The 14310-nt window shown below is 44.8% G+C and carries 15 protein-coding genes; all 15 read right to left on the reverse strand.

Annotation, left to right across the window (positions count from 1 at the left end; genetic code table 11):
• Positions 1-204 precede the first annotated feature (204 nt).
• Positions 205-516, reverse strand: coding sequence for a hypothetical protein (locus K2225_RS09280; protein ID WP_220584481.1), 312 nt, complete (start codon positions 514-516; stop codon positions 205-207).
• Between the two features lie 54 nt (positions 517-570).
• On the reverse strand, positions 571-1167 hold the full coding sequence (gene spoIIR, locus K2225_RS09285) for a stage II sporulation protein R (protein ID WP_220584482.1): 597 nt from the start codon (positions 1165-1167) through the stop codon (positions 571-573).
• An 88-nt stretch (positions 1168-1255) separates the two neighbouring features.
• On the reverse strand, positions 1256-2116 hold the full coding sequence (prmC, locus tag K2225_RS09290) for a peptide chain release factor N(5)-glutamine methyltransferase (RefSeq protein WP_220584910.1): 861 nt from the start codon (positions 2114-2116) through the stop codon (positions 1256-1258).
• 1 nt (position 2117) lies between these two features.
• Complete coding sequence (gene prfA / locus K2225_RS09295) at positions 2118-3188, reverse strand: peptide chain release factor 1 (RefSeq protein WP_220584483.1); 1071 nt, start codon at positions 3186-3188, stop codon at positions 2118-2120.
• Between the two features lie 221 nt (positions 3189-3409).
• Positions 3410-3811 (reverse strand): LptM family lipoprotein, encoded by a 402-nt coding sequence (locus K2225_RS09300; protein WP_220584484.1) that lies wholly within the window; start codon positions 3809-3811, stop codon positions 3410-3412.
• 991 nt (positions 3812-4802) lie between these two features.
• The gene (locus K2225_RS09305; RefSeq protein WP_220584485.1) at positions 4803-5093 is read right to left on the reverse strand and encodes a four-helix bundle copper-binding protein; all 291 of its coding nucleotides are present in this window, start codon (positions 5091-5093) and stop codon (positions 4803-4805) included.
• A gap of 15 nt (positions 5094-5108) precedes the next feature.
• On the reverse strand, positions 5109-5795 hold the full coding sequence (locus K2225_RS20195) for a Na-translocating system protein MpsC family protein (protein ID WP_220584486.1): 687 nt from the start codon (positions 5793-5795) through the stop codon (positions 5109-5111).
• A gap of 722 nt (positions 5796-6517) precedes the next feature.
• Complete coding sequence (locus tag K2225_RS09315; protein WP_220584911.1) at positions 6518-7141, reverse strand: thymidine kinase; 624 nt, start codon at positions 7139-7141, stop codon at positions 6518-6520.
• 297 nt (positions 7142-7438) lie between these two features.
• The gene (locus K2225_RS09320; RefSeq protein WP_220584487.1) at positions 7439-7684 is read right to left on the reverse strand and encodes a type B 50S ribosomal protein L31; all 246 of its coding nucleotides are present in this window, start codon (positions 7682-7684) and stop codon (positions 7439-7441) included.
• Positions 7685-7861: 177 nt separating this feature from the next.
• Positions 7862-9148, reverse strand: a complete 1287-nt coding sequence (gene rho, locus K2225_RS09325; RefSeq protein WP_220584488.1) for a transcription termination factor Rho — start codon at positions 9146-9148, stop codon at positions 7862-7864.
• 456 nt (positions 9149-9604) lie between these two features.
• Positions 9605-10573: a class II fructose-bisphosphatase gene (glpX, locus tag K2225_RS09330; RefSeq protein ID WP_089654857.1), complete on the reverse strand. Its 969-nt coding sequence runs from the start codon at positions 10571-10573 to the stop codon at positions 9605-9607.
• Positions 10574-10630: 57 nt separating this feature from the next.
• On the reverse strand, positions 10631-11917 hold the full coding sequence (locus K2225_RS09335) for a UDP-N-acetylglucosamine 1-carboxyvinyltransferase (RefSeq protein WP_146817638.1): 1287 nt from the start codon (positions 11915-11917) through the stop codon (positions 10631-10633).
• Positions 11918-11984: 67 nt separating this feature from the next.
• Positions 11985-12626: a fructose-6-phosphate aldolase gene (fsa, locus tag K2225_RS09340; protein ID WP_220584489.1), complete on the reverse strand. Its 642-nt coding sequence runs from the start codon at positions 12624-12626 to the stop codon at positions 11985-11987.
• Positions 12627-12748: 122 nt separating this feature from the next.
• On the reverse strand, positions 12749-13612 hold the full coding sequence (gene fba / locus K2225_RS09345; RefSeq protein ID WP_146817642.1) for a class II fructose-1,6-bisphosphate aldolase: 864 nt from the start codon (positions 13610-13612) through the stop codon (positions 12749-12751).
• Positions 13613-13770: 158 nt separating this feature from the next.
• The gene (locus K2225_RS09350; RefSeq protein ID WP_220584490.1) at positions 13771-14142 is read right to left on the reverse strand and encodes a response regulator; all 372 of its coding nucleotides are present in this window, start codon (positions 14140-14142) and stop codon (positions 13771-13773) included.
• Between the last annotated feature and the right edge of the window lie 168 nt (positions 14143-14310).

The raw sequence follows: 14310 nt of genomic DNA on the forward strand, positions 1-14310 counted from the left end.
CGTATCTTATGTTATTGTCTATTATGATTAATTCTACAAAATATCGCAAATTTAGACATTATTCACAAGATGTCCTCAAGTTATCCACAATATTACCCACATATCCAAAGAATCCGTTAGTAAATTTGAAAGGTAAAAATTTTTATTCACAAGTTGTTAACAAATAATACCCTCTTTGTGAATAAATAAGCTACTTATACACAATTAACTGTGATTAACTTCATAGATCCACAATCTTTTTTCGACATCCCTTTTTTTGAACTGTTGATGTTGCAAAAGAAAGTCAAGCGTGTCTGAATGACTTTCCACATGCAGTTCTTTTAACCCCACTTTTTCCACATAAGTCTGTATCACTTCGAACACTTCTAAAATCCTACCTGGAGAAATATGATCTTTCACTTGAAGCTGTTCAAGCTTTCCTGCTCCCTTGGATAATTGGGTCAGCCGAAACGATCCAATCGGCTGGTCGGCTTTTTTCAATTGATACAATTCATCTTCTACTTGTTCGATATACATAATAGAATCCACACCCCTTTGTTTCACTCTATGAAAAGGGATGTGGATTGTATGCTAGGAAAAGATGCTTTCCCATATTTTTACGACAAAGAATTGTACTTCTTCTTCCTCTTCTTTCTCTACTTCCTCTTCCGTCACTTCTTCCGCTTCTGCTACACTCGTCCCATTTGAGAAATCAAGGAAACATAGAGGCGGAAACAAGACACACCACCAATTATCACCTTTTCCTTCTCCCAATGTGATGAGAATGGCTTCATATTCTCCAGCTGGATAGATAAAAGAACCATACAACTTTGTAGGGAATTGGACAGTGGAATCATAATCAACGGTGAAATCCTGTTCGATCCCTTCCCTTTCCAAAGTCTCTCCTACAATCTCTTGAAGCTCTGGCAGACGGCTCTGAATCAATTCCCTCGCTGCTTCAATCGAAGTCAATTCAGCTACCCATTCGGTGATTTCAGCATTGACCTCGTCTCTAACCATACGTTTGACTTTTTGATCTGCTTGATCATTACTATCCGCTAATATACGAAGACGGATGGCTTCATCCGGGATGACTTGAAATTCAGGCTGCGCTTTCGATTGTTGTCCCCATGGGAGGACCGTAATAATAATAGATAAAGATAATAATAAGAGCCAACTGTTTTTCATTTTCATTTCCTCCCTGTCCCTCTACTAGTCGCTAGTATGGACAGGAAGCATAGAGTTTAAACCATAAATCTATCAATCTTGCATTTAGTCATCTGGAAAAGGCAAAGACCATGCGATCCTTCCCGTTAATATCCTGCCGCACCTCTGTAAAGAGTTCGGGAAGGAGGGCATCGAAGAGCGCTGTCACCGATTCCCCCTGCTCCTGACCGATTTCAAAAGCGATACATTTCGGCTTTTGTTTCATATGTGTGACTTGAGTGAGGATCGTTTTATAGGCAGCCAATCCTTCTTCCTCCGCAAATAAAGCCAACCCTGGATCAAAATCCACCACGGTATCAGCCATTTGTTCTTTTTCAGAGTAAGCGATATAAGGAGGATTAGAAACAATGACATCAAAGGACTCTTCAACCAGCGGTTCAAGAAAGTCCCCTTGATAAAATTGAACATCTGCCCCGTGCTGTGTGGCATTCTTTTGTGCTATCCTGAGGGCTTCTTCTGATAGATCCACCCCTCTTACATCACTTCCCGGGAGTTCAGCCGCAAGCGTAATCGCTATGACACCACTTCCTGTTCCAAGGTCGACGATCTTAGGAGCATTCAAGTTTTTACCACGGACATATTCCATAACGCCAAGGACCAGCTCTTCAGTTTCAGGCCTTGGAATCAGTACGTTCTCATTGACTTGAAACTCCCGTCCATAAAAGTGACCGACTCCTGTAAGATGCTGGACAGGCACCCCTGTGGCCGCATGCTGCCGGACAGATTGCACGAAATCCCTTTTCATTTCCTCAGGCATCGGTTCATTGTCAAAAGCAAGAAGTTGGGAGGGCGTCCAATTCAAAAAGTGTTCCAGTAATAAATCAGCCACCCTCGGTTCCCGTTGATGTTGTTGTAAAAAAAGAGAAGCCCAGCGGCGGGCTTCCCGAATCGACGTAAAAGTAGGCTGCATACTATTCACCAATCTGCTCCATTTTTTTCGTTTGCTCTTCAATCAACAGAGCATCAATGATCTCATCCATATTTCCCTGGAGAATCTGATCAAGCTTCTGTAACGTCAAACCGATCCGGTGATCCGTCACACGTGTTTGCGGGAAGTTATACGTACGGATTCGCTCGGAGCGGTCTCCCGTACCTACAGCTGACTTACGGTTTTCGTCGTATTCTGCCTGAGCTTCCTGCTGAAACTTATCATAAACACGAGCACGAAGAACTTTCATCGCTTTCTCTTTGTTCTTGATTTGTGATTTTTCGTCCTGACACGATACAACGGTTCCCGTAGGTTCGTGAGTCAGACGTACAGCAGACATGGTGGTGTTAACACTCTGTCCTCCCGGTCCACTTGAAGCGAAGGTATCAACACGAATATCCTTATCGTGCAGCTCGACTTCGACTTCTTCCGCTTCAGGCATGACAACGACAGTCGCTGTAGAAGTATGAATACGCCCACCTGATTCCGTTTCAGGTACACGCTGGACGCGGTGAGCGCCGTTTTCGAACTTCAGCTTGGAATAAGCCATGTTTCCAGACACCATAAAGATGATTTCCTTGTAACCACCAACATCACTTGCATTCGCTTCAATGACTTCCGTTTTCCACCCTTGGGCCTCTGCATAGCGTGCGTACATACGGTACAAATCACCCGCAAATAGAGCGGCTTCATCTCCACCTGCTGCGCCACGCACTTCCATGATGACGTTTTTATCATCGTTCGGGTCTTTCGGCAGCATGAGAACTTTTAAGCGTTCTTCAAGGTCTTGTTTGCGGGTGGACAGTTCATGAATTTCTTCTTTGACCATTTCCACCATATCCGCATCCATTTTGTCATCAAGCATGGCTTTGGCATCATCCAGCTGCTCTGTCACTTCTTTATACTCACGATAAGCCGCAACTGTTTCCTGCAGTCCAGATTGTTCTTTGGAATACTCACGTAGTTTATTGGTATCAGAAATAATTTCAGGATCACTAAGTAATTCGTTCAACTTTTCATAACGATCTTCTAATGTTTGTAAACGTTCGATCAATGGTATGCACCTCTTTCTCCATAACATTCTAATTATATTATAGAGAGGTCATGGTTACAACCGCTCGACCCCTTCCTCAGCAAAGATGATCTCACGGAATTTGATTCGGTCCCCCCAGCTTTTCCATAGAGTAGGAAAAGGGAAACAACTTTCTTCCGCGGTTCTCCCGCAGGAACTAAGTCATTCCCCCATCTAACGGTTGGACAGACCATCCGGAAAAGTTATTTGATCTTCACGTGAATGTCATAACGGGGGACAGCCTGGTAAACAGCTTCTTGGATTTGATTTTTCCAATCAGCTCTCTCTTCTTTGGAAAGATCCTCATCCCCTTCGATGTGGACCGTCACCCATGCCTGATTAGCCTCAAGCGTAACCCTCTTTACTTCGACCCCGGAAAGCTGCTGGGCTGCTGCTTTCATATTCTCCCTATCCTGTTTGAGCCCCCACGTATGGCCGACTTTATTCATGGAACGTGGGCTCTCCTGTCCGCGAGTCACTTCATTATTGTAGCCCATGTTCTCTACGTCATCCCGGCTCGTCATGCCTTGGTATTTATCTCCCTGCAACCCGCACGCACTTAACAAAAAGACAGCCATACCTGCCATTAGTAAAAATCGTCTCATCTCTTGCACCTCTTCTCTTTTTACCGTTATTGTCTCCGAAACCACTCCACTTATGCTCCATTCGTTATTCAACATAATGGCAGGATTGTGGAAGACTCAGTTTCGAGATGTTTCCAGGGTTCGTTGCCTTGTTGGGCGTCAGAGGTGGCTGGGAAGCTACTCGCTTTCCAGCCACCCCTTTTGATTTAAGGGAGAAACGAACCCTTGTACCAATTTGGAGGGTCTTCCACTATCCAGCTGTTAGAGGTTTAAAGCGTTCTGAATCAAGCTTTTAAGTATTATGGAGGTCTGCTATGATCCACTTCCCATAATCATACGAGCTGACCTTTTAGTAGTGGTTTCGAGAATCTTCCAAGGTAAAGAGGCGGAGGGGAATGGCGAGACTCCTGCGGGAAAAAAGTGCAGGGTGAGACCCCACAGGACGCAGTCCGAGGAGGCTCACCGCGCTCCCGCGGAAAGCGAGCTATTCCCTGCAGCCCCATCCACTCAACAAAAGTCTCGAAACTGAGTCTTCAAGTAAAGGGAGCGTTAGTGAATGACGCGTAAAAAAACCAAGCGGGTGGGGCCGCTTGGTTTGGGTGGTTACTCTTGGATGAGTAAGTGATATTTCTTTGGAATGATGTCTTCCTCTTTAATTTTTTTCAAGTACTCTTCAGCCTCGGAATAATTTTCAAAGACCAAGTCCTTGTTATCTTTCCTAAATTCGATAACGATGCGGTCGCTATCTAATCCAACTATACGATACAGAGCGCATACTCCTTTCGTTGAGCATAATCAGCTCGGAAAACACAAAAAAGCCGAAAAGTATCCACTTGTGGAAAGAAAGATACTTTTCGGCTTTTGTCTAGCTCTATTGTCCAGATCAATGATACCGAATACTATATAAAAATGTTATCTTCGTTCAATGGTTAAGCACGTGTAAGGATCAAACATCTCCGTTTCATCCCAAGTACTATTATAGTACAGAATTGATCATATGAAAACAGGTCTCTTACACTGATTTTTTCATATCCTTTTGCTGCGGAAACCTTTGGGAGCTTTCAAGCTCTTCACATAAGCGGACATACTCTAAACACATAAGATAGACTCTGTCATTTTCCCTTTCCCCTAGAGTTAAACACTCTTCTGCTGCCTCCCTGCAAACCTCTGCACATGAAGCAGCCATTTCATCCATAAGCAGGCTGTTTTTTTGGACAGTTTCCACGGCATACTTATAAGCATTCATGCATTCTTCAAGCAAAAGTGTTTTTTCCAGCAGCTTGGTATTTTTTTCGCCGACCATTCTACATCCCCCTCTTTATGGTTTCAAGATCAGAACCATATAACTTCGGTCCTTATTGAAATCCCAATCTACAAAGACATCTTCTACGCTTGCGCCGAGAATTGTTTCGAAAGAGGCATGATTTAAAAGCCGTTTTTCCAGCCTCCGTTTGGAAATTTTCAAGGGCTGCTCATATCCTGCGTTGATCATTTCCTTTTCAATGGCCACCAATATTCCATTTCGCTCAATCAGTAGTGTCCGTTCATTCAGCAGAAATGACCGAATAGAAGCAGGTGTTTTTTCTGCTTTCCTGCTCAGTTTTTCCACTTCTTCATGTACAGCGTCTTTGTGTTCATAAGATTTCAATCCGTCATCGTCTTCAGGGTTATCCGCGGTAATCACTCCGATGATTACACCGGTTTGTCTTGACAGAGACCAGTCGTAATACAGATTGTCGACATATATTCCCGCACTGGCGCGAAACGTTGCTTTTATATCAGGAATCAATTCTCTCATCATGAGGTCACGCGTTTCTTCCACTTTTTTATCATTTTTCTGACCTACTAATACCCGTTCCATTGGGGCAAGAAAATCTTTTAAGTAAATGGTGAGGAATTTACCTTCAATGGAAACGAACACAGAAGAGGGTCCTTTTCCAAAGTGGTCACGTAACAGCTTACCAATATAGCTCGACATTTCTGATTGAATGGATCGCTTATCCACCCTTATCCCCCCAGACCAAACATTTATCTACACTTAAAGTATCACATAACACCGTTTTTTAAACGGAACCGAGCACATCGAGTAAATAAGACAGCACATTCATTCCACTAACTGGCAGGATTGTGGGAAGACTCAGTTTCGAGACTTTTGTTGAGTGGATGGGGGCTGCGGGGAATAGCTCGCTTTCCGCGGGAGCGCGGTGAGCCTCCTCGGACTGCGTCCTGTGGGGTCTCACCATGCACTTTTTTCCCGCAGGAGTCTCGCCATTCCCCTCCGCCCCTTTTTCTATAGCGCCGTCTCGAAACCACTTCCCTAAAAAACAGCTATTTAGTTTGATGGGAGTATAAGGATAAAACTCCTATGCTCAGGTATTAGAATTCTGAAATCTTGATACTGAGCGTTTTATGTCTTTAACAATCGGGATAACGGAAGACAACCCAACTTGGTAAAGGGCTTCGTTTCTCACATACATTGATTGGGGTGGTTGGGAAGCTGCGAGACTCCCGTGGGAGAAGGAGATAGGCGAGATCCCGCAGGACGCAGTCCGAGGAAGCTCGGCGCTCCCCCACAGGAAAGCGAGTAGCTTCCCAGCCACCCCTAAATCCCATTATGGCAAACGAAACCCGAAAGCATCTCGCAACTGAGTCTTCAACAAACGGGAGCTTCTATTTAGAATAGTGAAAAAGAAAAAGACAGCTGAGATCAGCTGTCTGAGTAGTGGTTTATGTTGTTTTTTCAGCGTAAACCTTTTTCACTTCCTGTTGCCTGGGCTTATTCGGTACTTCGTGATGATGGCGGCAACGCGGTTCGTATGATTCCGATGCGCCGACTAAGATGATTGGATCGTCATAGGAAGCGGGCGCCCCATCGATCAAGCGTTGAGTACGGCTGGCCGGTGAACCACAAACAGGGCAGATGGCGTTTAACTTTGTAACACTCTCACTCAGTGCCATCATTTCGGGCATTTTACCAAAAGGTTCCCCTCTGAAGTCGGTATCCAGTCCAGCGACGATGACGCGTATGCCTTTGTCTGCCAAACACTCCACGACCTCTACAATATGCTCGTCAAAAAACTGCAATTCATCGATTCCTACGACATCCACTTCATCCGTCACATGCTGAAGGATATCCAGCGAGCTTTTTACAGGACGAGCCATCACAGAAGTGCCATTATGTGATACAACCGCATCTTCTTTGTACCGGTCATCAATCGCAGGTTTATAAACGCGGACGGTCAAATTACCGAATGTCGCACGCCTGACACGACGGATCAACTCCTCTGATTTCCCGCTGAACATACTTCCGCAGATGAGTTCAACCCACCCACTTTGTTTCATTACATACACGTCTACTGTCGCTCCCTTCTCACTCAATCAAGCTTCACATATGGGGGGATCATCCGGTATCCTCCCCTTTATTTCAACAAAAAAGAGCTTCCTTGATGGCGCCAATCGAACGGCGGCTTTAATCACCAAGGACAGCTCCCCTTATTGATAAGTCCTTTAAAGAGTATCATTCAGTTCCTTTGTAACAAAGGCTTTCATACCCCTATTTTTTGACAAAAAAACAGGCAAACATCTGAGACAATTTGCCTGTTTTTGTTCAAAATGATGAAGCCCCTCCCTAAAGAGAGGGTATCATAATTATGAAAGGTTATATTTCTTCTTGAAGCGATCCACACGGCCGCCAGCTTTGTCAGCTTTCTGCTTACCTGTGTAGAACGGGTGAGACGCAGAACTAATCTCTACGCGGATCAATGGATATGTGTTTCCATCTTCCCACTCGATTGTTTCTTCAGAGTACTTAGTAGACCCTGTTAGAAACTTGAAATTAGAACTTGTGTCTAGGAATACAACTTTACGGTATTCTGGATGAATTCCTGCTTTCATGTTCTTCCACTCCTTTTTGCCCTGAGTCCTTTGGAAACAGAGTTATTGTAAGAGCCGTCGAAGGTTCGTGATAACACCTTGTACTGAAACTCACATAGAATGATTATAACAGGGGCTCCCCCCTGATGCAACATCCAGTTTCAAGAAACAGACAATCGATCTTACCATAAAATCTTTTTAACGGCGGGTAGCTGTTGCTTTCCCTTTCATATCTTTATCCATGAGATCGAAAAATTCATCATTATTTTTCGATGCTCTCAAGCGACGCAGGAACCTGTCCGTGAAGTCCTGCGAATCAGACATCGACTTCCGGATGGCCCAGATTTTATCCAAATGGGTCTGAGGCAGAAGCAATTCTTCTTTTCTTGTTCCTGAACGAAGAATATCAATCGCAGGGAAGATCCGACGCTCCGCAAGACTGCGATCAAGATGCAGCTCCATGTTTCCTGTCCCCTTAAATTCCTCATAAATGACGTCATCCATGCGCGAACCTGTATCTACAAGAGCAGTGGCAAGAATTGTCAAGCTTCCTCCCTCTTCAATATTACGAGCAGCACCAAAGAATCGTTTTGGACGGTGGAAGGCAGCTGGGTCAATTCCTCCTGACAATGTACGTCCGCTTGGTGGGATAACCAGGTTATACGCACGGGCTAAACGGGTGATGCTGTCCATGAGAACAATGACATCGCGTTTATGCTCAACGAGACGCATCGCTCTTTCCAATACCAGTTCAGAAACCTTGATGTGGTTTTCAGGAACTTCATCGAACGTGGAGCTTACAACATCCACATCCGGTGCTACCGAGCGCTCGATATCTGTCACCTCTTCCGGGCGTTCATCAACAAGCAAAATAATGAGCTTCGCGTCGGGGTGATTCGTAGAGATGCTGTTGGCCATTTGTTTTAAAAGCATCGTCTTTCCTGCTTTTGGTGGAGCGACAATCAGACCACGCTGACCGTAACCAACGGGCGACATCAAATCCATGATTCGTGTCGATAGCTTTTTCGTCTCCGTTTCAAGCTTCATTTGACGATCCGGATACAATGGGGTCAATGCAGGGAAGTGTACTCTTTCCTTTGCAGAGTCTGGGTCCTCCCCGTTTACGGCATCGACGTGTAGAAGACCGTAATAACGTTCATTTTCTTTCGGTGGCCGTACCTTACCAGAAACCTTGTCCCCATTTCTTAAGTCGAAACGACGGATTTGCGAGGCCGAAATGTAAATATCCTCTGCACTTGGAGAATAGTTAATCGGTCTTAAAAATCCGAATCCTTCTGAAGGTATAATTTCAAGAATCCCGTCCATGAAAAGGAAACCATCTTTTTCAGCCTGTGCTTTTAAAATCGCAAAGATCAATTCCCGTTTTGTCAGTTTTGCATAGTAAGAGACTTTATATTGTCTAGCTTTCGCATAAAGCCCTTTCAATGTCATTGTTTCTAAATTGGAGATTGTTAAATCCGCCACGTGATCACCACTTTTTATTAGTTTTTCTTTATTTTCGAGCCATGCAGACGACCCCGCAAAAGTTTTTATGGGGCGCCATGTATTTCACACTCCTAAAGGTGGAAGGTGAAAATCCGGGGCATGACATTCTTTTTACATATAAATTTGTAACTTCTCTAAAGGATTTATTGAAAGGTCCTGCTTTAATAGAAGATCTGCTTCCTAACAAAGGATCTTATCCTACAGCAGAACTTTTTGTTAGAAGAATGAGAAGAAGTTAAGTGAAGTCGGAAAATAGAAGCATAAGGAGACGGGTGTCGTTATCTTCTATCCTAATCAAACAACCTTTATTGTACTCCTGTCTTTCTACAGTTTCAATGCTATTTTATGAAATGTTTTTTGAAGGTGGGCTTTTGTAGATGAAGAGGAAGCTGGTTTGACCACAGCTTCCTCTCTCTTTGATGAAGGATGTTTTCTTTATGGTTTCATGACTAGGTTTGGCTTTTTCTTCAGGCTGTGGTCTCCGTCGATAAAACGGACGGTTCCTGATTTCGCCCTCATGACTAACGTTTGCGTGGTTGCTTTTTGACCTTTAAACTGGACGCCTTTGAGAAGTTCTCCGTCGGTGACACCGGTGGCTGCGAAGATGGCATCATCCCCTCCACAAAAATCTTCCATGTAAAGGACTTTGTCGACATCTTCAATCCCCATTTGTTCACAACGGAGACGTTCCTCATCATTGGCGGGAAGAAGCTTGCCTTGGATTTCGCCTCCCAGGCATTTTAGACCGACAGCTGCGAGCACTCCCTCCGGAGCGCCGCCGATGCCAAACAGAATATCTACACCTGTATGATCAAAGGCTGTATTGATAGCTGCGGCGACATCACCGTCAGGGATCAGCTTGATTCTTGCGCCCGCCTCGCGGATCTCCTCAATGATCCCCTGGTGGCGTTCGCGATTCAAAACGACGGCAACGACATCTTCCACATCTTTCTTCTTCGCCTCAGCAACGGCTTGCAGATTTTCTGCAATGGAGGCATTGATATCCACTTTCCCTACAGCCTCCGGGCCGACGGCTATTTTGTTCATATACATGTCAGGGGCATGCAAAAGCTGCTTATGATCAGCGATCGCTATGACAGCAAGGGCATTCCACGTTCCTTGAGCTACGATGTTCGTCCCTTCGAGTGGATCGACAGCGACATCGACTCTTGCTCCGTAACCGTTGCCGAGCTTTTCACCGATATAAAGCATAGGCGCTTCATCCATTTCCCCTTCTCCGATCACGACTGTCCCTTTCATCGGGATCGTATCGAACACATCGCGCATGGCCGAGGTCGCCGCATCATCGGCTTCCTCTTTCTTTCCTCTTCCCATCCAACGCGCAGATGATAATGCTGCTGCTTCGGTGACTCTTACTAATTCCATCGATAGACTTCTTTCCATGGTGATCTCCCCAATCATTCAATGATTTTTCCTCATCTCCCCATGGAAATCATGAACCTATGAATTTTGGAATTGCTCGATTTCTTCGTCTGACATCTCCTCATACCAGACTTTTGCACCTAAATCGATCAGCTTGTTCGTAATGTTTTCATATCCTCGTTCAATGTGGTCGACACCTGTAATCTCGGTGACACCTTCAGCCATCAACCCAGCTATGACCAAAGCTGCCCCTGCACGAAGGTCTGTCGCTTTCACTTTCGCTCCTTGCAACTTAGAAGGACCTGTCACAATAGCGGAACCGCCTTCGACTTTGATTGAAGCATTCATACGCCTCAATTCATCGACATGCTTGAAACGGGCCTGATAAATGGTATCCGTGACGACACCTGTGCCCTGAGTCTGTGTGAGTAAAGAAGTAAACGGCTGCTGTAGATCTGTCGGAAAACCTGGATAAACAAGTGTCTTGATATCGACGCTTCTCAAGTCTTTGCCTGGTTTGACATACAGCTGCTCATCATTTTCCTCGATGGTGACTCCCATCTCTCTCAATTTAGCCAGGAGCGACTCCAGGTGTTGCGGGATGACGTTGTCGATGATCATCTCCTCACCTTGAGCAGCGGCCATAATCGTGTACGTACCTGCTTCAATCCGGTCCGGGATAATCGTGTGAAGGCACCCTTTCAGTGTATCCACACCTTCAATACGAATGACGTCTGTTCCTGCCCCTTTGATTTTAGCCCCCATACTTGTCAAAAGGGTGGCCACATCAATGATTTCTGGTTCTTTCGCCGCATTCTCGATGACCGTCTTCCCTTTTGCACGGACGGCCGCAAGCATGATATTGATTGTTGCTCCGACACTGACGACATCTAAATAAATACGGGCACCCTTCAGTTCTCTGGCACGAAGGTAGATCGCACCTTGTTCATTAGTCACTTTGGCACCAAGAGCTTCAAATCCTTTAATGTGCTGATCAATCGGCCTAGGCCCTAAATGACAGCCGCCTGGTAATCCGATGACAGCCTTGTTAAAGCGGCCAAGCATCGCTCCCATAAAATAATAGGAAGCGCGAAGCTTTTTTACTTTCCCATTCGGCAAGGGCATGTCGACCATTTCAGATGGATCGATATGTACGGTTCTTCCGTCTTTACGTACCGAGCCACCAATCTCTTCTAACAAGTCCGACAAGATCCCGACATCAGAAATGTCCGGAAGACCTTCAATTGTCACAGGGCTTTCTGCCAAAATTGCCGCTGGCAGCAAGGCGACAGCACTGTTTTTAGCACCGCTGACCCGTACCTGTCCACGTAATGGTCTTCCGCCTTCCACTAATAGTTTATGCATGTAAAACTCCTCGCTTTAAGGTGAAGATTATGATTTTAGTATGTGCAATATTTTCCAAAACACACGACTATTTTTGATTATTCCAGTCATTCAAGAATTTTTCAATCCCCTGATCTGTTAATGGGTGTTTAACAATCTGACTCAGTACTTTAAAAGGAATCGTAGCAATATGGGCCCCGTGTATAGCCGCTTCGGTTACGTGAACGGGGTGCCGGACAGAGGCAGCAATGATTTCTGTGTCAATGGCATGGCGATCAAAGATCTCTGAGATCTGTGCAACCAGTTCCATTCCATTATGGCCAATATCATCCAGCCTTCCAAGGAATGGTGATACGTAGGAGGCACCGGCACGGGCAGCCATCAACGCTTGATTGGCAGAGAAAATTAAGGTTACGTTTGTTTTGATATTCAAATCACTGAAAGCTTTCACCGCTTTCAGACCTTCCAGTGTCATCGGCACTTTTACTGTAATGTTCGGGGCAATAGCAGCAAGGTCCTTCCCTTCCTGAATCATCCCTTCCGCATCTTCAGAGATGACCTCCGCACTGACAGAACCATCGACCTCATCCGTGATTTCTTTCAGCCGATCATGAAAAGATACTCCTTCTTTCGCTACTAGGCTCGGGTTTGTCGTTACACCCGCTAAGAGCCCCAATGCATTCGCTTCTCGAATATCTTCTATGTTTGCCGTATCAATGAAAAATTTCATATCCCCACTCCTCTTCGCTTCATTTTATTGCTCCAAGTTGATGAAAAAAGTCGAATGATGGCGTTTTCATACATGATGAAAAGGAAACCGCTACAGTGTAGCGGCTTCCTTCAAACTATTTTTTACGCTTTTTGAGAAGATCCGAATTCACGCATCTTACCAATAACCGTTTCCTTGATCGCGTCACGACCAGGTCCAAGATATTTACGTGGGTCGTACTGTTCAGGCTGTTCAGCAAGAATCTGGCGTACGGCTTTACCTTGAGCCATTTGGTTTTCCGTGTTTACGTTAATTTTAGCTGTACCGAAAGAAATAGCTTTCTTGATATCAGCTGTTGGGATTCCTGTACCACCGTGAAGAACAAGTGGCTTGTCAACAAGTCCCATGATTTCTTCCATGCGGTCAAAGCCAAGGTTCGGCTCACCTTTGTAAGGTCCGTGTACAGAACCAAGTGCTGGTGCGAATACGTCAACGTTTGTTTCGTCGACCAATTGCTTACACTCAGAAGGGATTGCGTATGCTGCTTCCGCATCGTCAACGATGATGTCGTCTTCTTGTCCACCTACACGGCCAAGCTCTGCTTCAACAGATACACCATGGATGTGTGCAAGTTCAACAACTTTGCGGGTAACTGCAATATTTTCTTCAAGTGGATCGTGGGAAGCATCAATCATTACAGAAGTGAATCCAGCGTGGATCGCTTCTGCACATTTTTCAAAGCTTGAACCATGGTCCAAGTGAATCGCAACAGGTACCGTTGTACCATAAGACTTCATAAGTGCTTTAACCATGTCGACAACAACGTTGAAGCCGCCCATGTAACGTGCTGCACCTTCAGATACACCCAGGATTACTGGAGACTGCTCTTCTTCAGCAGCCTGAAGAATCGCTTGAGCATATTCTAAGTTATTAAGGTTGAACTGACCTACGCCGTAGCGTTCTTCCTTAGCTTTTTCTAGCATTTCTTTCATTGATACTAGTGGCATGAAAGAATCCTCCTTTAGTTAGCGTACTGCATTGTATTTACAAGTCTGTTTCCATACGAAAACACACCATGTAAGTTTGGTTACAGTAATAGAATACCAATACCCTTTCTATGGTGCAACAGCAGGAGAATTATATAGCGCTTACATCAAGAAAAAAGTCATGATCGGCTGTGAACAAGGGTTCCATTAACCATTTCTTTCAATTTATGGATGTCAAATGGCTTAGTTATGATATCTGTTACAAAAGGAAATTCCACTTCCTTCTCAATCGACTCTCTGGATGCCCCCGTAATGATGATGACGGGTGAGTCAAAATGCATTTCTTCTAAGTAGAGCAAAACTTCCTTGCCATGCATAACGGGAAGATTATAATCCATAATGATGAGATCCAGTTCCTGTTCTTCCACAAGGTCACATGCTTCCCGGCCTGTTTTTGCAGCAATGGTTTCGTAGCCCTCTGTTTTCAGAATCTCCTCTAATAGGAGGCGTATGCCGGGCTGGTCGTCCACGATAAGGATTCGATTTGCCATGCCTATTCCCTTCCCTTCTATTCATTTTTTTAATCCCAATTCCTATCACTATCTATCTCTATCTTTTACTTTCTATACAGTTATTCCATATTCCTGCGCACGTACGTTCTGTTTGTCAAAATTTCTGTCATTCATTCTTCTTCCATTAAAGCTCCCTTTACTTGAAGA

Origin of the sequence: Halobacillus sp. Nhm2S1 (genome assembly GCF_019599545.1) — a bacterium.
GTDB lineage: Bacteria > Bacillota > Bacilli > Bacillales > Halobacillaceae > Halobacillus.